Raw genomic sequence first — 24,668 nt, 5'->3', positions numbered from 1 at the left:
TAATTAATTTCAATCCTGAAATTCAGCACGTAGAATGCCACGCCTCGGCGAGGGACTGCCAGACCAAAACCTATAACAAATGCTAGCTTTTGGGCGCAGGACTTACTCGGTAAGGTTGAGCATTTGGTCAGCATCCGAACCGGCCAGCATCATAAAGGGAGCGTGCGATGTGGCGTGAAATCGAACCGGATCAGCAATATAACGTCGAAGTCGACGGCCACAATCTGGTGGTTTACAGCTTTGGCGAGGGCGATGAGGTCCTGCTGTGCCTCAATGGAGGCCCGGGCCTTCCCTGCGATTATCTGCGTGACGCCCATGGCTGGCTCAAGGACAAGGGGTTGCGCGTTGTCGCCTTCGACCAACTCGGCACCGGCGCGTCCGACCGGCCCGAAGACCCGTCCCTGTGGGACATCACCCGTTATGTCGCTGAGGTGGAAACCGTCCGTCAGGCTCTCGACCTGGGCCGGGTGCACTTGCTGGGGCACTCCTGGGGCGGTTGGCTGGCGATCGAATACGCCATTCACCACCCTCACGCGCTTAAAACCCTGATTCTGGAAAACACCGTAGGCGATATCCCGCACCTGTCTCAGGAACTGGAGCGTCTGCGTGGCGCGCTGGGCAGTGAAACCGTGGCCATGATGCAACGCCATGAAGCCATGGGCACCCTCGATCACCCGCAATACCAAGCAGCGATCACCCTCCTCAACTATCGCCACGTCTGCCGCCTGGACGAGTGGCCGGCACCGGTCACGCGCTCTCTGGGCGACTGGAACATGGGACCCTACACAACCATGCAGGGGCCGAATGAGTTTCTCTACGTCGGCAACCTGAAAAACTGGAATCGTCTGCAGGAAATGGCCGATTTCAGCATGCCGGTATTGATTACCACCGGCCAGCACGACGAACTCACACCGGCCTGTGCAATGCGCATGAAAATGGCGCTCAAGGATGCGGCACTGCATGTGTTCCCCAACAGCAGCCATATGCCCTTCTACGAAGAACCTCACGCCTACTTTCCGGTGTTGCTGGATTTCCTCCAGCGGCACCGAGGTTAGTCGATGAATCTGTCGCGTTACCGTTTCTTCCTGTCACGCCCCCTGCAACTGCTGCCGGTGCTGTTCGGCATCAGCCTCATCACATTTGTGCTGGTGCGTTCGATTCCCGGCGACCCGGCGCGCGCCCTGCTCGGTTCGCGCAGTACGCCGGAGGGGCTGATCAGGATTCGCGCTCAATTCGGCCTCGATCAGCCGCTGCGGATGCAGTACTTCTACTTTCTGAAAAACCTGTTCAACGGCGACCTCGGCCAGTCATTGCTGTACAAGGTCGACGCCTTGAAGCTGATCAGCACACGCATCGAGCCCACACTGTTTCTGGTGCTTGGCAGCGTGCTGCTGGCGATGTTGATCGCGGTGCCGCTCGCCACCGTTGCAGCCCGTAACAAGGGCGGCTGGGGCGACAACCTGATCCGCCTGTTCACCACCGCCGGGCTCGGCATGCCGGCGTTCTGGCTGGGGATCATGTTGATCCTGCTTTTCAGTGTGCAACTGGGCTGGTTCCCGGTTTCCGGCTACGGCCGCAACTGGCTGGACAAACTGCACCACATGGTCCTGCCCTGCCTGACCATTGCCCTGGCGTTATCGGCGGTGTTGGTACGCAATCTGCGGGCGAGCATGCTGATGGAATTGCAAGCCGACCACGTCACGGCGGCCCGGGCTCGCGGCTTGTCTGAAGAGGCGGTGTTTCGACGCCATGTGCTGCCCAACTCGCTGGTACCCGCGGTCAATTTGCTGGCGGTGAACATCGGTTGGCTGATCAGCGGCACCGTGGTCATCGAGAGTCTGTTCGCTATTCCCGGGATCGGCCAGTTGTTGGTCCGAGGCATCTTTACCCGGGACTATATGGTGGTCCAGGGCGTGGCAATGGTGCTGGCCTGCGCCACCGTGGCGGTCAACTTTCTCGCCGATGTGGTGACTGTAGCCATCGATCCTCGCGTGAACATCCGATGAGCAGTCAGGCAACGACTGCCCCCCGACTGAACCTGCGCCTGGGTTTGCGCAACCCTCGATTGGCCATGGGATTTGGCCTGGCAATCCTGCTCGGCTGGCTGCTGCTGGCGATCTTCGCACCCTGGATCGCGCCCTTCGATCCAATCGCCCAGAACACTGATATTCGCCTGCTGGCGCCCCATCTGGCCCACCCGTTCGGCACCGACAATTTCGGCCGCGACGTCTTGTCTCGAGTGATCTGGTCGGCCCGCATCGACTTGCAGTTGGCAGTGATCGGGGTGATTTTTCCGTTTCTGATCGGCACTTGTGTCGGCGCCTTGTCCGGCTACATCGGCGGGCGTTTCGACACGTTCTGCATGCGCCTGATCGATATCATCCTGGCTTTCCCGTTCCTGGTGTTGATGCTGGCGATCATGGCAATCCTCGGCCCCGGCCTGATGAGTTTCTATATCGCCATGGCACTGGTGGGTTGGGTGTCCTATGCACGCTTGATCCGCTCGCAGGTCCTGATACTCAAGGAAAGCGATTTTGCCTTGGCCGCCAAAAGCCTCGGCTTCGGTCATGGGCGCATTCTGTTTCGGCACCTGTTGCCGAACGCGATGTTCGGCTCGATTGTGTTTTCCATGTCCGATGCGGTGCTGGTATTGCTCAACGGCGCGGCAGTCAGTTACCTCGGCCTCGGGGTGCAACCGCCGACCGCCGAGTGGGGCACGATGGTCGCCGAAGGCCAGAGTTTCATTACCTCCGCCTGGTGGATCTGCACCTTTCCGGGATTGGCGATCGTCACCCTGGCCATGGGCTTCAGCCTGCTGGCCGACGCTGTTGCCGAACACTTGGGTGAACGCTCATGAGTGCGCCTGTGCTGAAGGTCGAAGATCTCAGCGTCATCGCCCGTAAGGGTGAGCACGAGGTGACCCTGGTGGATCGCCTGTCCTTTGACCTGGCCGAGGGTGAAGTGCTCGGACTGGTGGGGGAAAGCGGCTCCGGCAAGACCATGGCTTGTCGCGGTTTGATGCGGCTGCTGCCGTCGCCGAACCTGCGAGTCGAAGGCACCACCGTGCAGTTGGCCGGAGAAAATCTGTTGCACCTGGACGAGGCCGGCATGCGCCGCATGCGTGGGCGTCAGCTGGGAATGATTTTCCAGAACCCCAGCAGCCATCTCGACCCGTTGATGCGCATCGGCGAGCAGATTGGCGAAGGTATTCGTCTGCACCAAGGCGCCAGCAAGCGTGAAGCCCGCGCCCAGGCCATCGACGTACTGCGGCAAGTGGGCATTCCCGATCCGCAGCGGCGGATTGACAGTTATCCTCACGAATTTTCCGGCGGCATGCGCCAGCGAGCGATGATCGCCGTGGCCCTGGGTTGCAACCCGAACGTGCTGATCGCCGACGAACCGACCACCGCCCTCGACGTCACGGTGCAAGCGCAGATCCTGCGCCTGCTGCTCGATCTGCGCGACCAGCGTGGCCTGTCGATCATCATGATCACCCATGATCTGGGCGTCGTTGCCCAGACCTGCGACTCGATTGCCGTGATGTACGCCGGACGCTTGTGCGAGCACGGCAACAAACACCAGGTGCTGGCCCATCCACGCCACCCTTACACCGCTGGGTTGATCGACTGCCAGCCAGCCACCAGTCACGGTCACGCCTTGCTCAAAACCATCGCCGGGCAACCGCCCCTGCTCGATGCCCTGCCCCAGGGGTGTCGCTTCAATCCGCGCTGCCAGCAAACCGGCAGCCCATGCACATCACTGATGCCGAGTTTGCAGCCCGTCAGCCATGGGCACCGCATCGCTTGCCATTTCCCCTTGGCCGTCGGAGACCGCGCATGACCCTGCTCGAGGTCAAGGATCTGCAGGTGCGCTTCGCCGCTCCAGGCACGGGTCTGCTGGGCATGAACCGGCAATGGCTGACCGCGGTCAACGGCGTTTCGCTGACCCTCTCGGCCGGAGAAACACTGGGGCTGGTCGGCGAGTCGGGCAGTGGCAAAAGCAGCCTGGGACGGGCGATCCTGCACCTTAACGAGATTTACGCCGGACAGGTGCTGTTCGACGGCGTCGACATGGCCCACGCAGGGAAGATTGACATCGAGCGGCTGCGTCATGAAACGGCGATGGTTTTTCAAGACCCTTACGCCGCTCTCAACCCACGCCTTAGCATCGGCCAGACCCTGGCGGAAGTGCTCCGGATACAACGCAAAGTGCCGGAACCGCTGATTGCCGCCCGAGTCGATGAACTGCTGACTTTGGTCGGTCTGCGCCCCGAGTTAGCCGCCCGCAAACCGCACGCCTTGAGTGGCGGCCAATGCCAGCGTGTCGGGATCGCCCGTGCGCTGGCCGTGGAGCCGCGCCTGATCGTCGCCGATGAATGCGTGGCCGCGCTGGACGTGTCCATCCAGGGGCAGATCATCAATCTGCTGCTGGAGCTGCGCCAGCGCATGAACCTGGCGATCGTGTTCATCGCCCATGATCTGGCGATCGTTCGCCGGCTCTGTGATCGGGTGGCGGTGATGTACCTGGGCAAGATCGTCGAAGAAGGCCCCGTGGAGGAAGTATTTCGCTCCCCGCGACATCCTTATACCGCCGCACTGATCCAGTCGATTCCGCAAATCGACCCGGCCCGGGCGCTACCCGTCGACCCTTTGCCCGGTGAACCGCCCAGTCCTTTGCAGCTTCCATCCGGCTGCGCTTTTCACCCGCGCTGTCGCTACGTTCGTCCCACTTGTAGCCAAGTGGCGCCCCCTACCCGTCAACTCGACGCTCGCCGTTACGACTGCGTGCTCGAGGAGCCTCTGTTTTAAAAAACCACGTACTCATCAAGAAGGAGTTTGACCATGAGATCCAGGCATTTGAAATTGCTTGCCGCAGCCACATTGACCGCTTGCACCCTTGCCAGCGGCATTGCACAAGCGGCCGGTGTACTCACCATCGGTTGCCGTGAAGAAAGCACCACGTTCGACCCGATCAAGAGCGCGCAAAACCGCGATACCTGGGTGTTTTCCAATGTCTACGACACACTGATCCGCGTCGACAAGGCCGGCAGTAAAATGGAACCCGGCCTGGCTGAAAGCTGGAAAGTCTCCGACGATGGCCTGACCTACACGTTCAAAATGCGCGCGGCGAAATTCTCCGACGGCTCGCCAATCACGGCCGAGGATGCGGCATTCAGTCTGTTGCGCACTCGCGATAACAAGGCCTCGCTATGGAGCGATGCCTACAAACTGATCGACACGGCGAAAGCGGCCGATCCGCGCACCCTGGTGGTCACCCTGACCGCTCCGTCGGTACCTTTCCTCTCGCAACTGGCTTCGCCGACCGTATCGGTTCTCTCGCAGAAAGCCATGACCCGCATGGGCGAAGATGCCTATGCTCAGGAGCCTGTGGTCTCCGGGGCATTTTTTGTCAAAGAGTGGCTGCGCGGCGACCGCGTGAAGCTGGAGAAGAACCCGAATTTCTGGCAGGCCGACAAGGTGAGCCTGGATGGCGTGGAGTGGATTTCCATCCCGGATGACAATACCCGGATGCTCAAGGTGCAGGCAGGCGAGCTGGACTCGGCGATTTTCGTACCGTTTTCGCGCGTCGATGCGTTGCGCAAGGACCCCAACCTGACCATCCACTCCGACCCTTCCACTCGGGAAGATCACCTGCTGATCAACCATGAGCACGGGCTGCTGAGCAAGCCTGAAGTCCGTCAGGCACTGGACATGGCTATCAACAAAAAGTCGGTGGTCGATACCGTCACCTTCGGCAAGGGCCAGGAGGCTTACTCCTACATCCCCAAGGGCTCGCTTTACCATTACGCCGACAACCTGAAGCGTCCGTTTGACCCGGCCAAAGCCAAGCAGATGCTGATCGATGCCGGCGCAGCGGGCATGAAGTTGAATTACGTGGTCAACGCCGGTAACGAAGCGGATGAGCAGATTGCCGTGCTGGTTCAACAGCAACTGGCGGCCGTCGGTGTGACCGCAAACCTGCAAAAGGTCGACCCGACCCAGAGCTGGCAGATGCTGGTCGACGGTGACTACGACCTGTCCGTGATGTACTGGACCAACGACATCCTCGACCCGGACCAGAAGACCACCTTCGTGTTGGGCCACGACACCAACATGAACTACATGACCCGCTACAAGAACGACAAGGTCAAGAATCTGGTGTCGGCTGCCCGAATCGAAGCGGACCCGATCAAGCGTGAACAGATGTACGTCGATTTACAGAAAGTCGCCAAACAGGACGTCAATTGGATCGACCTGTATTACAGCCCGTACATCAATATTTCGCGCAAGAACATCGAAAACTTCCAGCAGAATCCACTGGGGCGTTTCTCTCTTGAGGAAACGGTGAAGAACTAAGCAATCGTTACATGGAAAACAAATGGACCTCTTTTCAGAGGTCCTTTTTTTATGCCTGGAGCAGGGACTAAAACCCCACATCCAGCACCACACTGTCCAGATAGATTCCCGGTGGCGGCGTGCTCTGGTCTATGTAGATTTTGGCGTTGTAGTTGAAGATCTGACTGCCAGTGCCCAGGCCGTTTCCGGGGTTGACCTCGGCATCGGAACTCGCACGACGTGCTGTGCCGACGCTGCCCCAACGGGTGGTTCCGGCGCTCTTGAAGAGGTCATAAGCGAGGTAATTGCTGCCCGAGATCATCCGCCTGCGCCCGCCCACACCGTCAGCATGCTGCCCGTCATCCAGTCCCACCGTGTAGGCACTGCCCTTGGTACAGGCCAGGTTGATTGTCTGGCCAGTGACGGTGGCGAAGGAGCTGATTGCCGAGGCGCTGCCAAAACTGATGTTCGGCGCAGTGATCGTGCAGTCGTTGTCCACGGTCATATTTACAGTCAGGCTGGTGGAACCGCTGTTGATGTCTCGCCCCTGACAACTGCCGCCGCCACCGTAGTCATGGCAATAATCCCAGCTCCAGAAAATGTTCAGGGTTTCAGAGTAGATACCGGCCACTACGTTGCTGCCGATAATCGTATTCAGATAGATCGGTGCCGCCTTGGAAACCGCTGGATTGGAAAGCAGGCCGAGAGCATCGATGATCGAGTGTCGGGCAAAGTCGAACGCTACGCCGCGAGTAATCGGATAGCTTGAGCTGTTGTTGGCAAACAGCGTGTAACCAATCACATCACTGGTGGGCCCGACCGCTCCTGCTGTGGCCGACGTAATGGTGGCGTAAAAATGATCATCGCTGACCAATGACGACGCCAACGAACCGGTGCAACTCAACCCGGCATGGGGGGTGGAACTGTTTTGCAAAGTGGTGCGCACCGCGATCGAACTTAGCGAGCCAAAACCGGCCGGTGAAGTACTGGCTACTTCGCACAAGGCATAGGCCTGACACGGCAGAAAAATCGCCATCAGACTGATCACTTTACCCGGCCACCCATCAGAAAATTGCACACCCACCTCCCTGTTCTATTCATTGGCGTTTTCATTGACACAGCAGCGGCCCGATCAATGGCACCTGGTCCTGTTGCATGTCCAGTGTGAACTGCGCCTGGCAAGTCCGGCCATCGGCCAGGGACACCTGCAAACTGTTATGCGCTTCCAGGTTTTCCAGATAGACCAGCCCGTCCCAACCGACCACTGCGTGCGTCCCGCTCTGCTCGTGCCGTACTCGGCTGCCCAAGGGCAGTTCGTGCTGCTGCGCGTCCACCAACACAACACTCGCGGCAATGATCCGGCTCAGAGGAAACTCCAGCAGGTAACCACTGCCACGGCGCACCGCCACCCGTTGTTCAACATTCGAGCTTTGCACATTGGTCGGCAGGTTCAGCGGATCGATTTCATATTTGCCGCGGTAATAGGCGCTGCTCCAAGGCACCAGCAGATGACCGTTTTTATCCGTCTGGCCTACCCGTTGATTCTCGTAACGCACCGGAATATCAGCGAAGCCACCAGTGCTGACCACGACAAAGGCATCATCGATACGATTGGCGACGAATACCTGGTGGTCCATCCACACCAGCGAACCGCTGGCATCGGCCCAACGGGTTTCGGCATCACTGCTGCCATAAACCCCAGCCTGCAGTTGCACCGATTGCAGGCGCCAGGTCAGGTCGGCCTGACGATAATCCGGGCCTTCGTCGTGGGCATAACCGAGGTTGAAGCCCACGCCGCCTGCGCTGGGCACAGCACGACTGTAATTGACGCGCTGGCGGCTTACGCCACTCTTGCTGCGCTCGCCACTCATACTCAGGGTGCCACGCAGGTCGAACGGGATGACCAGTTGCGCCTGCATCGCCCAGTCGCTATCGCCGATCTCGCGATTGGCCGACACGTAAAAACTGGTATTGCGCCACAGTGGCTTGCTCCAGGTCAGATTGAGTAACCGGGTGCGCGAATCATCCGCCGCCCGCACATCGAAATAGCCCGCGCCGAGGCTACCGCAGCCGTTGAGACTGACACTCAGGGTCAACTGCTCGCTACGCTGGCTGAGGCTGAGATAAGGGCTGTCGACAACGGTCAGGTCGGCGTACTGGTCGCGACGTTGCATACGCTGATAAGAAACGCTGTAGTGCTGGCTGCTGTATTGATAACCGAGGCTGACTTGCTGACCGCTATTGCCGTCGAACCGGCTTTGACTGACCGCCGTGTTGAGCACACCGAAATTGCTCAGACGCAGGTTGCCGCCAACGCCACCCAGGGACAGCGCGTCTGAGGCTTCGGCGTGGGTTTCGAGGGTCAGACTGTCGTTCAGACCATAACGCAGACTGCCGGAGGTCACACCCGGACCGTAACCGAAATCGCGAATCCCGAAGTCACGGCGCAGGCTACCGGCGGCCACCGAGAAGTCCATCAGGCCTTTTTGCAACAGGTTGCTGGTGACATAGAACGGCACGGTGGTCGAGACCTGTCGGCCGAGGGCATCGGTAGTGACCACCACCGCTTCGCCCGCACCGTTGATGAACGGAATGTTGGTCAGCGTGTAGGGGCCGGGCTGCAACTCGGCGCTGCTGGACTTGTAGCCGTTGATGAACAGGTCGACCGATGACGGTACCGCCGCTTCCCCGGCGAACTGCGGCAACGGGTAGGTCACCAGGTCCGGGCGCACGCCGAAATCGCGCGACACTTGCACACCGCCCAGGCGCACCGAACTGCTCCAGGGCAAGGCGCCGCTGACCAGATCGCCCGCCTCGTAAGTCAGCAGACGTTCATCATCGGAGTAACGCCAGGTGGTGTCGTAACGCCGATAACCATTGTTCAGTGTGCCGTTGCTGATTCCGGAAATCGTGCGTCGGTATTGCCCGGTGTTGGACAACGTGCCCCAACTGTCGAATAGCCGCACCTCGTTCCAGGCCGCGAGGTAGGTGCCGCTGTCATCGGTGTCGTTGAGGTACAGGTCGTAGTTGAGTAAGGCGCCGAAACTGCTCAATGCCGCGGTACGCGGATACGCCTCATGGCTGACGACAAACTGCTCCGGCAACCAGTCCGGCGGGACGGTCAACAACAGCCGCTGCCCCTGACTGTCATAGTCGCTTTGCAGACCTTGCAGACTGTCGAGGGCGACCTCGGCGCCAAGGTTTTGCGGCAACTTCATTCCGATTTCACGTAACACCGCGACCGGCACAAAGAAGCGCCCGCCGCGCTGCTCTACCGCCACCACACGCCCGGTATTCATTTGGTTGACGACCAGTTCCAGAAACAATTGCGCGTCGACAATCGCCTCCATGCCGCTGGGAGCTGGCGGCAGGTCTCCCGCCAGACCGTGCTGGGCGAATACCAGACAGCACATTCCAATCGCGGCCCACAGCGGACGCTTGATGCTGCGAGCCCGATCCTGGCTCATCACCGCGTTACGTCCGTCAATGGACATTTCCTTACTGTGGCGATCTAGAGGCGCGCACAACACCTGTGCCTAGGGGGCTTGCAAGCTCCCTCGCCACACTGTTCCCATCAGCGGGCTATCACCGCCCCGGCGCAATACTCTGAACCTGCGGCGCACCATTGACCCGTACTTGCAAGGCCTGATCCGCACTGATCGGTTCCGGTGTCGGCCACCGCATGATCGCCCCCGGCAGTACATAACCGAGCAGTCCCTCAACCAGCGGCCGCGTCTGACCGCCCTGCTTGAACGCGACATCGGTCAGCCGGGCATGCACCGCGCCCTGATTGCGCACCTCCAAGTAGGAACGGCCATCGACCGCCACTTTGCGCCAGCTCAGATCAGGCACACCGGCGCCCTTGGGGTCGCGTTTACGGGTCATGTCTTCCTTGCTCCACAGACCGGCGCCATAGGCGAACAGCGGCACCGAATAGCGCATTTGAAACCGGATGGCAGCAGCGGTTTTGCCATCCTCGGCCGTCACGGGTCGGGCCGCCGGGATTTCATCGATAATGATGCGATAGGCCAACTCCTGCCCCGGTGGTATATCGCGAGTACGGGTCAGGCGCACGAGTTGCTTGTGCCCGGGTTCGATCTTCGCTACCGGCGGGCTGCCAATGACATCACGCTGGTTCTGATACTGATCGCTGAAACCACTCTGGCTCCAGGCAAACACCCGGATCTGCAGATTCGCCGTCTCGTTGCCGCGATTTTCCAGCCACAGCGCACTCGCCTGTTGATCGGCCTCCAGCACCGGATCAATCGGCCAGATCAGCACCGAACTGGCCGCCTGCACCTTGACCCCGCCCAGCAATACCATCGCCAGCACAGCGCAACGCGCGGCCGGTAACCTGCGCAAAGGTGAATACATAGGCCCTACTCCTTATGCCCGAACTACCGAGCTACCACGACAGCTGCACCTGCAGCACGTCGCTATAAATTCCTCCGGGCTGATCACCCGGTAACTGCATTTGTGCGTAAACAGGCAATCGGATGTTGTCCGCATCGCTGTAGGCCACGGCCACGCTCTGACCGATGCCCAAGCTCTCACTGAAGGCCGCGTCACTGAATAATTGATAGGGAATACGGGCACTGCCGTCATCAAGCTGCAGGTGCCGCCCGTTACTGTTGTACTGGCCGCCATCGACGCTCATGTTCAGGCTCACGCCCGGCGTGCATTGCAACTGCACGCCGTCGCTCAACTGCACCTGCACAATATTGGTCGCCAGCGCTGATTGAGTGCCGAAATCGAGGTTGCCATAAGTGGAAACCCCGCCTATCACCAGACATGCCGCGGTCACTGTCGCGCTGACCTGAAAACTCTGACTGGTCCCCGCCGCCAGCGGCAGAGGCAAACCAGTCGCGCCGATCAGGATCAGCGCGGCAGGACTCCATTGCACTAGAAAGTCAGTGCCGGCGGAGCCAGCGGGGTGAACTTCGGTACGCTGGACTTCGGGCTGTCGCCACCGCAAGCATCGAGGAACAATCGATAAGGGATGGTCTGGGTACCATTGCTCAGGCCCCGAATGGTGCCGTCGCCATGGATGCCTCCATTGATGGTCACGGTGAAACCGGTGACTGAAGGGTTGCAGGAGACTTCCAGCGTGCCGTTGCCGGCATCACTCGGGTTGGCGTTGATCGGGTCGGTCCAGGCAGGACCTTGCGAGCCGAAATCCAACAGGCCGAAATCACCGACCGGACTGCCGACGATATTGGTAATGTCATTGGTCACTGCACAACTGGCGATGATGATCAGCCGCGCATCAATTTGACCGCTGATCGCCGCTTGCGCCTCCTCGGCCAGTAGTAAAACTGTGCCAAGGGTCATCACCACCAACTCTTCATCGTCTTGCACCCATCCGAGTTCCATCAGGATTCAAACATTGGCCGTCCGCATGCGAACGACGTTCCTTGGGCAGGTATCACTCAATCCATTGCTACCAGCTCACGGTCACTTTCAAGAGATCGGAGTAACGACTGACGCGGGGGATCTCGGCCAGCCGTTCGATACGGGCATACAGAGGCAAATCCACCGTACCTGAATCCGGCACCCGCCCACTCAAGAGCACATTTACCGGCAGCGGAATCTGCCGTGCGGCGTCTTGATAGAGGCGATAAGGAATGGGTTTGCTGTGCTCTGTACTGCCCGCCAGATAGCGAACCTCGCCGACGCCGCCATGCAGGCCACCGTCGACCTGTAATTGGTAAGGGGTATCAGGATTGCATTCCAGGCGGGGCACACGTGCGTCAAGCAGTGCTGCACTCAATGGCCCTGACGGATCGACCAGGCGGGCGGTGGTGCCGAAGTCGAGGACGCCCAATTGCTCGATCCCCGCCTCACGTTGTTGGCCAACCAACTGGCAACCGCGCTGCACATTGACCCGGACCTCAACCTGAAGCTGCGCCGCCAACGCTGTCGCACTGAGCATCGTGCTCATAATTGCCAAAACCCCAAGCCCGTTCAAATTCCCATTCCCTTTAAGGGGTTATTCGCAGGCTGAGGTTAGCATCCAAGGGGGAAACAACACGTCAAATCCGCACCTTTGCGACGAAGGGGCATTTCTCGTCTGTATGAGGGTATCGGCAGGATTTCTGAAGGAAAGAACCGTGCTTGACCACGGTCTTTAAGGTCAAAAAGTGACGGTGGCTGTCATGGTGTCGGCATAGGTACCCGGCGGACTAAGCTGCCCCGCCACCACCCGACCATAGACCGGGATGACCTGAACGGCGCCACTGCCGGTTCCAGTAATGAGACCGGTGCCACCGGTGTCGCCCCAATTGATCGCCCGTGTGACGTCAGAGTACAGCGCATAAAACAGGATGCCTGCGGGAGTGCCAGACATCTGCCGGGCTGTCGCGGTGCCGCCGCTCGTCCCGGCACCGAGGCCGACACTATAGGCCGTCGTGTTGGTGCAGTTGACCGAGAGGCTGGACTCGGCATCGGCTTGCACACCTGTATAGGCGCCGAAAGCCAAAGGAGAGGCGGTGATCCCGCAGCCGGCCACAATGCTTGCGGAAACGGTGAAGGTTGCAGTGGTGGTAGCTGAAATGGCCGGAGTGGGTAACAGACTGAGCGAAAAAATACTCAGGATGCCGACACGGGCGAGAATGCCCTTATCGCGCTGTATCCGAGTCTTCTTGCCCGGCAGAGTATCGCTATTGGCCCAACGGGGATGTGAGGAGGGCTGCGTGCAATGCAAAAACGTCATGGCGATAACTCCCTGTAGTACTTGGCGAACGATCAGGTTTCTTCAGAGCCCAGAAAGAACCTGATCGTCCAGCCTGAATGCCAAAGCGTAGTCCAGAGTGGGCCCCTCACGGATGTTTTCGTGGCCATACGCTTCAGGTGGCCTCAGACTCGAGCGGGTGACACGATAATTTTCACGTTGTGTTCCTTGTTGTTGACCAATTCCTCAAAGCCCTGCCCGACGATTTGTTCCAGCTGAATACGCCCGGTTACCAGCGGCGTGATGTCGAGCCGGCCATCAGCAATAAAGGCAATCACATCGGCGAACTCACCGTTGTAGGCGAGCGCACCCAGCACCTGTTTTTCGGTGGCGACCAGCTCGAAGAAATTGAACTCGCTGGGCTCCTCGAAGATGCCCACCAGCACACACGTGCCGGCCTTGCGAATGAGGTCGATAGCGAGCTTGGCCGTGTGTTTATTGCCAATGCATTCGAAACTGACGTCCGCCCCAAGCCCGCCGGTCAGCCGTCGCACCTCTGCCAGAGCGTCGCATTCATTGGGGTCAAGCACATGGCTCGCCCCTACCTCCAGAGCCTTAGCCTTGCGCGCTCCTGACATTTCCAGGGCGATGACCTGGGCCGCGCCAGCAGCCTTGGCTGCACATGATGGTGCACAGGCCGATGGTTCCCGCGCCAACCACCACCACATTTTTTCCCAGCAAACTCCCGGCCTTTTTCACCGCGTGCATGCCCACTGCCAGCGGTTCGATCAGCGCCCCGGCTTCGGCGGGAAAGTTGGCCGGCAACTTGTAAAGCAGATTGGCCGGCACGTTGACCAACTCGGCGAACGCACCGTTATTCATCAGCCCGGTGAAGGCCAGGTTTTCGCAAATGTTGTACAACCCATGGGTGCAGTAATAACACGTACCACAGTGCTGACAGGCATCCGCTGCCACCGGCTCGCCAACACTGAACCCCTGAACACCGGCGCCGATTTCGACGATTTCGCCACAGAACTCATGACCGAGAATGCACTGCCCTTTGATTCCGGTCAGCGGATGCGGCGCATCCACCGGGATGAACACTGGGCCGGCCACGTATTCATGCAGGTCAGAACCGCAAATACCGCACCATTGCACGCGAATCTGGACCCAGCCCGCGGGTGGCGACACGGGCAACGGAACGTCTTCGACACGGATATCGTGACGGCCATGCCACACAGCGGCACGCATGCTGCGGGCCGGATTAATTGAAAGGCTCATGTTGAAATCTCCTGAAGTCGTTGGTCTTGGCGACCCGCAAATGGTCGCCAAGGGAGCATTAGTGTTGTTGCACAAAGTCCAGAATCAGCTGATTGACCTGCTCGGCCGCTTCCATTTGCACCATGTGCGCCTGGCCCGGCAGGATTTCGATTTGGGCTGTCAGGCCAACGCTGTGGGCTGCAGGAATGATCGCGTCGTCACTGCCCCAGATCAGCAACGTCGGCTGCCGGTTTTCTTGCACCACGCCGCGCAGATCGAACTGTTGCCGTCCTTCGTTGAACAATCCCGAAACCAGCTGGCGCAGGGCCGCGTCCACCCCTTCCAGGCGCTTGTACTTGAGCATGTCTTCGAGCATCTGCCGATTGACCAGTTCGGGGTCGGAGAACAGCTGCACCAACTGTGGTTTGAGGGCATTGCGGCTGGCCGCATCGACAAAACCTTGCAGGTATTCGCCGTTGATTTCCGCCCCCAGGCCGGCGCTGCCGATCAAGCTCATGGACCGCACCCGATGGGGTGCCAGACGCGCGGTGTTCAGCGCCACCGCACCGCCCATGGAATGCCCCACCAGATGCGCCACGGGAACCTCCAGATGATCGAGCAGTGCCAGCAGCACCCCGCTCAGCTCATCCAGATCTCCGCGCGCCAGCTGTTTGGTCGACTCGCCATGGCCCGGCAAATCCAGGGCAATCACTCGGCGCCCGGCGGCCAATGCTTCATGATTGAACATCCAATTGTTCAGGTCACCGCCAAACCCATGCACCAACACCAACGGCACCCCGCCTCCGCCGCGCTCGAAGTAACGGATCAGTCGCCCGTCCAGTTCGACCTTCTGCGGCTTCGGCCCGCTGTCCTCCTCGGCTCCGTCACCTGGCACGAACGCGGCCTGGAACTGCTCGATCACCGCATCGATTTCGGCCTCACTGGCTTCGCCGTCGACCACGATGCCGAGCAACGCACCGACCGCAAGGGTTTCATCCTGGCGCGCGATCTGCCGACGCAGCACACCGGAAAACGGCGCCTCGACGCTGCTGGAAATTTTGTCGGTTTCTACATCGAGCACTTCATCGCCCTTGGCGATCGCCTGGCCCTCCTCCTTGAGCCAGACATCGACCCGGCCTTCGGTCATGGACAAGCCCCACTTGGGCATGGTCAGGGTATGGATCTGGCTCATGAACGCTTGCTCCACTCGATCAATTTGAGCACGGCATTTTCGATCTTCGCCGCGTCAGGGATATAGAGGTCTTCCAGGGCGTCGGAGAATGGCACCGGCGTGTGCGGCGCAGTGACCATCTCGATGGGCGCCTTGAGCGAGGCGAACGCTTTTTGCGCCACCAGGGCCGAGATGTCGGTGGCCATGGAACAGCGCGGGTTGGCTTCGTCGATCACCACCAGGCGCCCGGTTTTTTCCACGCTTTCGAGAATGCTGTCTTCGTCCAGCGGGCTGGTGGTGCGCAGGTCGATGACCTCGCAGTCAACGCCTCGCCCTGCCAGGCTGCGGGCTGCGTCCATCGCCGTATTGACCGTGCGTCCATAGGAGACCAGGGTCACGTCCTTGCCATCGCGCAGGAAGTTGGCTTCACCGAAAGGAATGGTATAGAGCTCTTCCGGTACCTCGCCCTGCATGCTGTAGAGCAGTTTGTGCTCACAGAAAATCACCGGGTCGTTGTCGCGGATAGCCTGGATCAACAGGCCCTTGGCGTCATAAGGCGATGACGGGCAGACGACTTTCAGCCCCGGGATATGGGTCCACAGCGAGGTGAGCATTTGCGAGTGTTGGGCGGCTGCTCGCAGGCCCGCGCCGACCATGGTGCGAATCACCAACGGGGTGGAGGCCTTGCCACCGAACATGTAGCGAAACTTGGCCGCCTGATTGAGGATCTGGTCCAGGCAGCAACCGGCAAAGTCGACAAACATCAATTCACACACCGGGCGCACGCCGCAGGTCGCCGCGCCTACGGCGGCACCGACGTAACCCAGTTCCGACAGCGGCGTGTCCAATACGCGCCCGGGAAATTGGTGATAGAGGCCCTTGGTCACGCCCAACACCCCGCCCCAGGCGTCGTTTTCACCGGGAGCACCGGCACCGCCGGCGACGTCTTCGCCCATGATGAACACGCTGGGGTCGCGGCGCATTTCCTGGGCCAGGGCTTCGTTGATTGCCTGCTGATAACTGATTTTTCTCGCCATGATAAAGGTCTCGATTCTTGTTATAGGGGGCGTTCAGGGATAGGAAACGTAGACGTCTGTGAGCAGGTCGGCCGCGCTCGGCTTGGGGTCGGACTTGGCCTTGCGCACGGCATTTTCGATCAGCAGGTCCACTTCGCTATCGATCTGGTCCAACTGGCTGGCATCGATCAAACCAGTCCGCGTGGTGCGTTCGCGAAACTGCATCAGGCAGTCGTTGTGCTCGCGGAAATACTTGACCTCGTCCGGTGCCCGATAGGTCTGGGCGTCGCCCTCGAAGTGACCGTAGTAGCGGGTCAACTTGACCTCGATCAGCGACGGACCTTCACCGGCGCGGGCCCGCTCCACTGCGGCACCGGCGGCTTCGTGAACGGCGAAGAAATCGAAGCCGTCGACGGTGACCCCAGGCATGCCGAAGCCGGCCGCGCGGTCGGCGATGTGATCGCAGGCCACGGACCAGTTGGAGGCCGTGGCCTCGGCATAACCGTTGTTCTCGGCAATGAACAGGCACGGCAGGTTCCACACCGAGGCCATGTTCATCGCTTCGAATACCGCACCTTCGTTGGAACCGCCGTCGCCGAAGAACACCACTGCGACGCTGTCCGTACCTTTGAGCCTGGCGGCCAGTGCTGCGCCTACAACCAACGGTGCGCCGGCTCCGACGATACCGTTGGCTCCGAGCATGCCCTTCTCGAAATCGGCGATGTGCATGGAGCCGCCCTTACCCTGGCAGACTCCGGTTTTCTTGCCGTAGATCTCGGCCATCATCCCGTACACATCAACGCCCTTGGCGATGCAATGACCGTGACCTCGGTGGTTGGAGGCGATGCAATCGTCGTCCCCCAAGTGAGCCATGACACCGGCGGCCGAGGCCTCTTCACCGGCATAAAGATGGACGAAACCGGGAATCTCGCCGGTGGCGAACTCCACGTGCAAGCGCTCTTCAAAGACGCGGATGGTGCGCATCACCCGATAGGCATGCAGCAATTGATCAGCGGTCAGCTGTGTCGACATTTTTATTCTCCAGGGTGTCTTGAGACTCAAGGTTCAGAGGGTGTTGCGGATGTTCACGGCCGATGGCCAGCAGCCGCTGTTGCGCTGCATAGGCCAGCGCCGCATTGACATCGATGCTCAGCGGACCGCCGGCATCGAGGGTAACGGTAGGTAAGTCATGGGCGTTGAATTCGATTTCCCGCTCGCCATCCAGAGCCAGGGTGCCGCTGGCCAGGCACAGGCCATGGGCAACGCCGGGTTCAAGGCTGGCGGCGGCAAGCACCCCGCAGCCTTGCAACAGGCCGGGCGCCAGTGGCACCAGCAAAGCTTCGCAAGATTGCGGATCAAGGCGCATCCAGGCGCCATTGGGGGCTTGGCGCGATACCGGAAACCACAAGCCACAGAGCGCCGAGATGCCAATGGATTGAGGTTCGGCGAAGGTTACAAAAACTTCCGCCAGATCGATCCCACGGCTGATTGCACGAGCGCCGATAAAGGGCAGCGAGGACACCGCCACGTCCACCAATGCCACTTCACACAGGTCGCGGTTCGCAATCTGCACCAGCAGGCGTTTATTGCGGCGCAAAGCGATTTCGGGGGGAATCCGCCCGCTGGCGAATAGCCCGCCGGCCAACCCGGCACTGGTGGCTTCACGCAGTTCCGGGAAGGCATTATTGGTTCCCGTTGACAGGGTCAGCAGTGGAATGTCGCCGACTTCGGCGGCCACCGCTTTGTGGGTGCCGTCACCGCCGAGTACGGCGATCAGCGACACACCGCGTTCAACCATCCAGCGCGCGGCTTGGCGAGTGTCCGCCACGCTTTGGCGCAAGGTAAGGTCGAGGAACTCCAGGGTTGGCCAGTGGCTGTCACGCGCCTGGCGGCCGTGACTGTTCTTCAACACCGCAGCGGCGATGCCAGTCATGTCGGTGGGCATCAGCACCCGTTCGACACCGGTGGCGCCAAAAGCCGCCAGCAGCCGCTGGATCACCGAGACTTTGTCGGTGCTGGAAAACAGCCCGGCATTCGCCGTCAGGCGCCGTACGTCCCGGCCGGACGCCGGATTGGCAATGATGCCGACGGTCAGGGGCACGCGACTCATGTCGCCACCACAGATAAAGCAGGGTAAAGGCCTCGGCAGGAGGACATAGGGCACCTCTTGTTATTATCGGGTTGCCAGTCGTACTGGTTGCAGGGGCTAGAGCAAGGGCGGTGCCAGATCGGCAAAGAATCGCCAGAAGGCCTGTTCCAGAGCGGTCTTGATCGCACTTTCAGGGATTGGGATCACGCTCGATTGAGACGTCACATGTCAGCCCGCACGGGTTTGTGGTGAGACTTTGAGACGTTGCGTCTCATCTTCGCCGTGAGTGAACCGAGGCTTGTCGACCCTCCACGAACGGCGCTTAATAGCCGCACAACTAAAAGAAGATCGAACCGGAGACCTTGAATGCTTTCCGCACACTCGAAGGCGCATGTGGATTGCGTCAGCCGTGTTTTGAAGAACGCAGCGCACCTGCCGCAACTGCCAGTGCCAGACTTGATATTGGATTCCTGGCGCCGCTCCATGGAACAACACCACCTGGACCCCGGCTCATTACAAGGGCCACGGATCCTTTCGCAGAACGTGCTGCAGGAGTGTCGAGAACGCTCCGAACTGTTCCTGCGCATCGCCAGTGAAGAAGTCGCCCGCCTCCACGGTCGCGTGCGCGATGCCGACTACTGCGTGTTGCTCACCGATGCCCAGGGCCAGACCATCGACTATCGCGTGGAAACATCTATCCGTAATGACTGCCGCAAAGCCGGCCTGTACCTGGGCACTTGCTGGTCAGAAGGCGAGGAAGGCACCTGCGGCGTGGCCGCGGTACTGACTGCACGAACGCCGGTCACGGTGCATAAGCGAGATCATTTCCGCGCCGCTTTTATCGGGCTCACCTGCTCTGCCGCTCCGGTCTTCGACCCTCGGGGCGAACTGCTTGGGGTGCTTGATGTGTCCGCGGTGCGTTCTCCGGACGACCGCCGTTCGCAACACCTGATCCGGCAGATGGTGGTGCAGAGCGCGCGGGAAATAGAACAGGCATTTTTCATGAGCAGTGCCCAGGGTTACTGGGTCCTGCGGGCTCACAACAGCCCGGGCTACGTCGACAGCCAACCCGATTACCTGCTCGCCTGGGATGATGACGGACGACTGCAGGCGCTGAACCCTGCTGCGCGGCAGTGGCTGTTACAAAGCTTTGGCCAATTGCCGGAACACATCGACCAAATATTCGATCAACAGTTATTGCATCGGGCCAGGGACGAATCGCTCTGCCTGCTTCACGGCCAGGGTGGTCGCCATGCCTTGCATGGACGACTCAGCGCGCCACGGCGGGTCAAACGCAACCCTGCGCGCCGGGTGCTATCACCCGCCGAACTCGACCCGCGACTGGAAGAAAGCCTGCGCCTTGCGGTGCGCGTCAAAGACCGTAATTTGCCGGTGCTGATCCAGGGCGAAACCGGCTCTGGCAAGGAAGTCTTCGCCCGCCAGTTGCATCAGGCCAGTCTGCGCCGTGAGCGGCCTTTTATCGCGGTGAACTGCGCAGCGATTCCCGAAAACCTGATCGAAAGCGAGCTGTTCGGTTATGTGGCTGGTGCCTTCACCGGTGCATCGAATAAAGGTATGCGAGGTCTGCTGGAACAGGCCGATGGCGGCACTCTGTTTCTCGATGAAATCGGTGATATGCCTCTGTCCCTGCAAACTCGGCTACTGCGGGTTTTAGCCGAGGGCGAAGTGGCGCCCCTGGGAGCGTCACGAAGCAAAGCGATAGACATTCAGGTCGTCTGCGCGAGCCACCGCGATCTGGAAGCACGGGTGACCTCTGGCGAATTTCGCGAGGACCTGTACTTTCGCCTCAGTGGCGCGCGGTTCCAATTGCCGCCGTTGCGCGAACGCAGTGATCGACTGGCCTTGATCAACCGGATACTCGAAGAAGAATCGCCGGCCTGCGCGATAGCGATGCAATTGGGCAGCGCCGCACTGGAATGCCTGCTCGGCTATCGCTGGCCGGGCAATGTGCGCGAACTGCGGCACGTTTTGCGTTACGCCTGCGCGGTGTGCGAGACCCATTTGATTCTGTTGAGTGACTTGCCTGAGCAACTGCTCGGCCATCGACACAGTGATCCGGCTTCAGCTGACACCGTGGAACGCTGCGCCAGCCCGGAACGCCAGGCACTCATCGATGCGCTCGTGCGTCATCGCTGGAAACCCACCGCCGCAGCCAAGGCTTTGGGCATTTCCCGGGCGACGCTGTATCGACGGGTGCATCAACATGACATCGACATGCCTGGCAGGGGCTAGCCACAGCTTCATCCTGCGGCCCCGCTCGCCATCGGGCAGCATACGGGTGCCGGTCAAACGTTTCGCCGCTACAATGCGCACTTTGACCGTGACAAGCCAGACTAAAAAAACATGTCCCTACCCAAACATCATCTGGAACTGCTCAGCCCCGCCCGCGACGTGGCCATCGCCCGCGAGGCCATCCTGCATGGCGCCGACGCCGTGTACATCGGGGGGCCAAGCTTCGGCGCCCGCCATAACGCCTGTAACGAGGTGAGCGATATCGCCCAATTGGTGGAATTCGCCCGTCGCTACCACGCCCGGGTGTTCACCACCATCAACACGATCCTGCACGACAACGAGCTGGAGCCGGCCCGCAAGCTGATCCACCAGTTGTACGACGCCGGCGTCGATGCGCTGATCGTCCAGGACCTGGGCGTGATGGAGCTGGACATCCCACCGATCGAGCTGCACGCCAGCACCCAGACCGACATCCGCACCCTGGCACGGGCGAAGTTCCTCGACCAGGCCGGCTTCTCCCAACTGGTACTGGCCCGCGAGCTGAATCTCCAAGAGATCCGCGCCATCGCCGACGAGACCGATGCGGCCATCGAATTTTTCATCCATGGCGCGTTGTGCGTGGCGTTCTCCGGCCAGTGCAACATCTCCCACGCGCAGACCGGCCGTAGCGCCAACCGTGGCGATTGCTCCCAGGCTTGCCGCCTGCCGTACACCCTCAAGGACGAAAAAGGCGGTGTGATCGCTTACGAAAAACATCTGCTGTCGATGAAGGACAACAACCAGAGCGCCAACATCCGCGCTCTGGTGGAAGCCGGCGTGCGCTCGTTCAAGATCGAGGGGCGCTACAAGGACATGGGCTATGTGAAGAACATCACCGCCTGGTATCGCCAGCGCCTGGACGACGTCCTCGAAGACCGCCCGGACCTGGCCCGAGCGTCCAGCGGCCGCACCGCGCACTTCTTCGTGCCCGATCCGGACAAGACCTTCCACCGCGGCAGCACCGACTACTTCGTCAGCGACCGCAAGATCGATATCGGCGCCTTCGACACACCCACCTTCACCGGCCTGCCGGTGGGCGTGGTGGAGAAAGTCGGCAAGCGCGACCTGCTGGTGGTCACCCACGAACCGCTGTCCAACGGCGACGGCCTTAATGTGCTGGTCAAGCGCGAAGTGGTGGGCTGGCGTACCAACATTGCCGAGCCCAAGGGCGAGTTCGAAGAGGACGGTGAAAAGCGCTACCGCTACCGCGTCGAGCCCAACGAAATGCCGCAGGGGCTGCATCAGTTGCGGCCGAATCACCCGCTGAGCCGCAACCTCGACCACAACTGGCAGCAGGCCCTGCTCAAGACCTCCGCCGAACGCCGGGTGGGTCTTGCCTGGGTCGCTCGCCTGCGTGAGGATCGCCTGGAGCTGACCGCCACCAGCGAGGAAGGTGTCAGCATCAGTATTGCCCTGGACGGTCCGTTCGGTCTGGCCAACAAGCCGGAACAGGCCCTGGAGCAATTGCATGACCTGCTCGGCCAACTGGGTACCACTCAGTACCACGCCACGGCTATCGAGCTGGATGCACCGCAGGCATATTTCATCCCCAACTCGCAGCTCAAGGCCTTGCGCCGCGAAGTCATCGAAGCGCTGACCGCGGCCCGCATCAAAGCCCACCCACGGGGTGGTCGCAAGGCCGAGACCGAGCCGCCGCCGGTGTACCCGGAATCGCACCTGTCATTTTTGGCCAACGTTTATAACGAGAAAGCCCGCGACTTCTATCACCGTCACGGCGTCAAGCTGATCGACGCGGCCTATGAGGCTCACGAAGAGACCGGCGAGGTGCCGGTGATGATCACCAAGCACTGCCTGCGTTTCTCCTTCAACCTCTGCCCCAAACAGGCCAAGGGCGTCACCGGCGTGCGCACCAAGGTCGCGCCGATGCAACTGGTGCACGGTGACGAGGTGCTGACGCTGAAGTTCGACTGCAAGCCTTGCGAGATGCACGTGATCGGCAAGATGAAGGGGCACATCCTTGACCTGCCGCAACCGGGCAGCGTGGTGCAGCAAGTCGTCGGCCACATCAGCCCTGAAGACCTGCTCAAGACCCTCCCTCGCGCGCCGCACTGAATGACTGGCGAGCGCGCCGCTATGGCGCCGCGCTCGTTGTGTTGGCACGACAGCTGAATGCTAAAGGTTTTGCCAAGAGGGTTTTACAGACATAAAAAAACGCCAACCCGGATCAGAGTTGGCGTTTTCTGTAAAGACAATCATCCCGGACTCCCGCACTACCTGCCGGCGGAGCCATACTTGGATGAGTGTAAGGAAAATGGCAGGGGCGGCTGGATTCGAACCAACGCATGGCAGGATCAAAACCTGCTGCCTTACCGCTTGGCGACGCCCCTGTATCTGTTGCTGCGAGTGCCCGGCACTGAGTTTTCAGGCGGGCAACATCGAGATGCTGCGTCCTTGCGCGACAACCCCTGTAAGGGGCTCTCCTTGTAAGGAGCTCTGCAAGAACGCGCGGAAATTTATCAACTTTCGCTTCGTCTGGGAAGCCCAACACAAAAATATATTTGTTTTAAAACAGATGCTTACTCCTGATCCTGGAGGGTGCCATGGCGACTGTTACCGACACACTGAAGCTGTTTCTCGCCGGCGATGTCATGACCGCCCGCGGCATTGACTCAGTACTGCCGCATCCTGGCGATCCGCAGCTTTACGAAGACTACGTCAAGAATGCCGGCGTTTACGTCCGGCTGGCAGAAAGACTCAACGGCCCGATTCCCCTCCCCGTCGATTTCACCTATATCTGGGGCGCTGCGCTGGATGAGCTTGAACTTCGCCAGCCACACGCACGCATCATCAATCTGGAAACGGCGGTGTCCCGCCGTGGATGTCCGGAGCCCAAAGGCATCAATTACCGCATGAGCCCGGAGAACTTCCCGGCCATCAGCGCAGCCGGCATCGACTGCTGCGTGCTGGCCAACAACCATGTGCTGGACTGGGGAGCAGCCGGCCTGGCCGATACGCTGGATACCTTGTCGAGCAACGGCATGTGCAGCGCCGGCGCCGGGCACAACCGACAATCTGCCGAAGCGCCCGCCGTGCTGCCACAGCCTGGCGGGCGGCGCTTGCTGGTGTTTGGCCTCGGCGCCCCCGACAGCGGCATTGAGCAGGACTGGGCCGCCACGGATAAGCGCGCGGGCGTGGCGCGGCTGGAAGATCTGACTATGCAAAGCCTGCGCCCTGTGGCCGAACGGATTCTCGAGAGCAAAAAACCGGATGATCTGGTGGTCGCCTCCATTCACTGGGGCGGCAATTGGGGGTTCGATATTCCACGGGAGCAGATCCGGTTCGCCCATGCCTTGATCGACGAGGCAGGAGTTGACTTGGTGCACGGGCATTCCTCGCACCACATCAAGGGCATCGAGGTGTACCGCGAACACCTGATTCTCTATGGCTGCGGTGATCTGCTGAACGATTACGAAGGCATCGAGGGCCACACAGACTTTCGCGGCGACCTTGGGCTTCTGTACTTTGCCTCGTTGGGCTCGGGTGGACACCTGCGATCGCTGGACCTGATACCCACCCGCCTCTGTCGCTTTCGCATCTGTCACGCCGAAGGGGATGACCGTCAATGGCTGCACGACACCCTTTCTCGCGAGTGCGCACGTTTGGGCAGCAGCCTCCAGCCGGGTGCGGAAAATGCCTTCGAGTTGCGTTGGTAGGTGCCTCTGGACACCTGAAACCCCAGAGAACCTTCCTGATTCTTTTCGCAGGAGCCAGGCTTGCCTTAATGCCAGTCAGTTAAGCTGCGGAACCTGTGGGAGCGTGGCTTGCCCGCGATAGCGACCTGCCTGACGCATCAATGGTGAATGTGCTGCCGTCA

The 24,668-nt window shown here is 60.4% G+C and carries 20 protein-coding genes, 1 tRNA gene and 1 pseudogene; 9 read left to right on the top strand and 13 right to left on the bottom strand.

The features are described 5' to 3' along the window. Positions 1 to 167: 167 nt before the first annotated feature. The 6 genes from AB3226_RS27920 to AB3226_RS27895 are packed head-to-tail and all read left to right on the top strand — an operon-like array spanning position 168 to position 6,356. Complete coding sequence (locus AB3226_RS27920; protein WP_367375401.1) at positions 168 to 1,055, top strand: proline iminopeptidase-family hydrolase; 888 nt, start codon at positions 168 to 170, stop codon at positions 1,053 to 1,055. 3 nt (positions 1,056 to 1,058) lie between these two features. Further along, entirely contained in the window at positions 1,059 to 2,006 is a 948-nt protein-coding gene (locus tag AB3226_RS27915; protein ID WP_367375400.1) for an ABC transporter permease, read from the top strand. Further along, on the top strand, positions 2,003 to 2,857 hold the full coding sequence (locus tag AB3226_RS27910) for an ABC transporter permease (protein WP_367375399.1): 855 nt from the start codon (positions 2,003 to 2,005) through the stop codon (positions 2,855 to 2,857). The genes AB3226_RS27915 and AB3226_RS27910 overlap by 4 nt, the downstream gene beginning before the upstream one ends. Then, entirely contained in the window at positions 2,854 to 3,840 is a 987-nt protein-coding gene (locus AB3226_RS27905) for an ABC transporter ATP-binding protein (RefSeq protein ID WP_367375398.1), read from the top strand. The genes AB3226_RS27910 and AB3226_RS27905 overlap by 4 nt, the downstream gene beginning before the upstream one ends. Continuing rightward, the gene (locus tag AB3226_RS27900) at positions 3,837 to 4,808 is read left to right on the top strand and encodes an ABC transporter ATP-binding protein (protein WP_367375397.1); all 972 of its coding nucleotides are present in this window, start codon (positions 3,837 to 3,839) and stop codon (positions 4,806 to 4,808) included. The genes AB3226_RS27905 and AB3226_RS27900 overlap by 4 nt, the downstream gene beginning before the upstream one ends. Positions 4,809 to 4,841: 33 nt before the next feature. Next, positions 4,842 to 6,356 (top strand): ABC transporter substrate-binding protein, encoded by a 1,515-nt coding sequence (locus AB3226_RS27895; RefSeq protein ID WP_367375396.1) that lies wholly within the window; start codon positions 4,842 to 4,844, stop codon positions 6,354 to 6,356. A gap of 67 nt (positions 6,357 to 6,423) precedes the next feature. On the opposite strand, the gene AB3226_RS27890 is transcribed toward AB3226_RS27895, so the two are convergent. The 12 genes and pseudogenes from AB3226_RS27890 to AB3226_RS27835 all read right to left on the bottom strand — a co-directional run bounded on the left by AB3226_RS27890 (position 6,424) and on the right by AB3226_RS27835 (position 18,562). Further along, on the bottom strand, positions 6,424 to 7,371 hold the full coding sequence (locus tag AB3226_RS27890; RefSeq protein ID WP_367375869.1) for a spore coat protein U domain-containing protein: 948 nt from the start codon (positions 7,369 to 7,371) through the stop codon (positions 6,424 to 6,426). A 73-nt stretch (positions 7,372 to 7,444) separates the two neighbouring features. Then, positions 7,445 to 9,802 (bottom strand): fimbria/pilus outer membrane usher protein, encoded by a 2,358-nt coding sequence (locus tag AB3226_RS27885; RefSeq protein ID WP_367375868.1) that lies wholly within the window; start codon positions 9,800 to 9,802, stop codon positions 7,445 to 7,447. 118 nt (positions 9,803 to 9,920) lie between these two features. After that, positions 9,921 to 10,658 carry a molecular chaperone gene (locus tag AB3226_RS27880; protein WP_367375867.1) on the bottom strand — a complete coding sequence of 246 codons (738 nt, stop codon included), beginning with the start codon at positions 10,656 to 10,658 and terminating at the stop codon, positions 9,921 to 9,923. 82 nt (positions 10,659 to 10,740) lie between these two features. Continuing rightward, positions 10,741 to 11,238 carry a spore coat U domain-containing protein gene (locus AB3226_RS27875; protein WP_367375395.1) on the bottom strand — a complete coding sequence of 166 codons (498 nt, stop codon included), beginning with the start codon at positions 11,236 to 11,238 and terminating at the stop codon, positions 10,741 to 10,743. Beyond that, positions 11,238 to 11,708 (bottom strand): spore coat protein U domain-containing protein, encoded by a 471-nt coding sequence (locus AB3226_RS27870; RefSeq protein WP_367375394.1) that lies wholly within the window; start codon positions 11,706 to 11,708, stop codon positions 11,238 to 11,240. Before AB3226_RS27870 ends, AB3226_RS27875 begins: the two co-directional genes overlap by 1 nt. Before the next feature lie 67 nt (positions 11,709 to 11,775). After that, complete coding sequence (locus AB3226_RS27865; RefSeq protein ID WP_367375393.1) at positions 11,776 to 12,303, bottom strand: spore coat U domain-containing protein; 528 nt, start codon at positions 12,301 to 12,303, stop codon at positions 11,776 to 11,778. Positions 12,304 to 12,468: 165 nt separating this feature from the next. Continuing rightward, positions 12,469 to 13,047, bottom strand: coding sequence for a spore coat U domain-containing protein (locus AB3226_RS27860; RefSeq protein WP_367375392.1), 579 nt, complete (start codon positions 13,045 to 13,047; stop codon positions 12,469 to 12,471). Between the two features lie 143 nt (positions 13,048 to 13,190). Further along, a pseudogene (locus AB3226_RS27855) lies at positions 13,191 to 14,256 on the bottom strand (2,3-butanediol dehydrogenase). An 88-nt stretch (positions 14,257 to 14,344) separates the two neighbouring features. Beyond that, a complete protein-coding gene (locus tag AB3226_RS27850; protein WP_367375391.1) occupies positions 14,345 to 15,457 on the bottom strand; it encodes an acetoin dehydrogenase dihydrolipoyllysine-residue acetyltransferase subunit in 1,113 nt (370 codons plus the stop codon). Beyond that, positions 15,454 to 16,473 (bottom strand): alpha-ketoacid dehydrogenase subunit beta, encoded by a 1,020-nt coding sequence (locus tag AB3226_RS27845; RefSeq protein ID WP_367375390.1) that lies wholly within the window; start codon positions 16,471 to 16,473, stop codon positions 15,454 to 15,456. Before AB3226_RS27845 ends, AB3226_RS27850 begins: the two co-directional genes overlap by 4 nt. A 33-nt stretch (positions 16,474 to 16,506) precedes the next feature. Beyond that, positions 16,507 to 17,484, bottom strand: coding sequence for a thiamine pyrophosphate-dependent dehydrogenase E1 component subunit alpha (locus AB3226_RS27840; protein ID WP_367375389.1), 978 nt, complete (start codon positions 17,482 to 17,484; stop codon positions 16,507 to 16,509). Next, positions 17,462 to 18,562 carry an ATP-NAD kinase family protein gene (locus AB3226_RS27835; protein WP_367375388.1) on the bottom strand — a complete coding sequence of 367 codons (1,101 nt, stop codon included), beginning with the start codon at positions 18,560 to 18,562 and terminating at the stop codon, positions 17,462 to 17,464. The genes AB3226_RS27840 and AB3226_RS27835 overlap by 23 nt, the downstream gene beginning before the upstream one ends. Before the next feature lie 345 nt (positions 18,563 to 18,907). Between AB3226_RS27835 and AB3226_RS27830 the strand changes: the two genes are divergently transcribed. Both AB3226_RS27830 and AB3226_RS27825 read left to right on the top strand, forming a co-directional pair. Then, positions 18,908 to 20,794 carry a sigma-54-dependent Fis family transcriptional regulator gene (locus tag AB3226_RS27830; RefSeq protein WP_367375387.1) on the top strand — a complete coding sequence of 629 codons (1,887 nt, stop codon included), beginning with the start codon at positions 18,908 to 18,910 and terminating at the stop codon, positions 20,792 to 20,794. Between the two features lie 111 nt (positions 20,795 to 20,905). After that, the gene (locus AB3226_RS27825; protein WP_367375386.1) at positions 20,906 to 22,906 is read left to right on the top strand and encodes a U32 family peptidase; all 2,001 of its coding nucleotides are present in this window, start codon (positions 20,906 to 20,908) and stop codon (positions 22,904 to 22,906) included. A 200-nt stretch (positions 22,907 to 23,106) separates the two neighbouring features. On the opposite strand, the gene AB3226_RS27820 is transcribed toward AB3226_RS27825, so the two are convergent. After that, positions 23,107 to 23,181 (bottom strand) — tRNA-Gln (locus AB3226_RS27820). 213 nt (positions 23,182 to 23,394) lie between these two features. Here AB3226_RS27820 and AB3226_RS27815 point away from each other — a divergent pair. Further along, on the top strand, positions 23,395 to 24,507 hold the full coding sequence (locus AB3226_RS27815; protein WP_367375385.1) for a CapA family protein: 1,113 nt from the start codon (positions 23,395 to 23,397) through the stop codon (positions 24,505 to 24,507). Positions 24,508 to 24,668: the final 161 nt, after the last annotated feature.

This window comes from Pseudomonas lini, assembly GCF_964063345.1.
Lineage (GTDB): Bacteria > Pseudomonadota > Gammaproteobacteria > Pseudomonadales > Pseudomonadaceae > Aquipseudomonas > Aquipseudomonas lini_B.
This window is presented reverse-complemented; position numbering and strand designations above follow the sequence as displayed.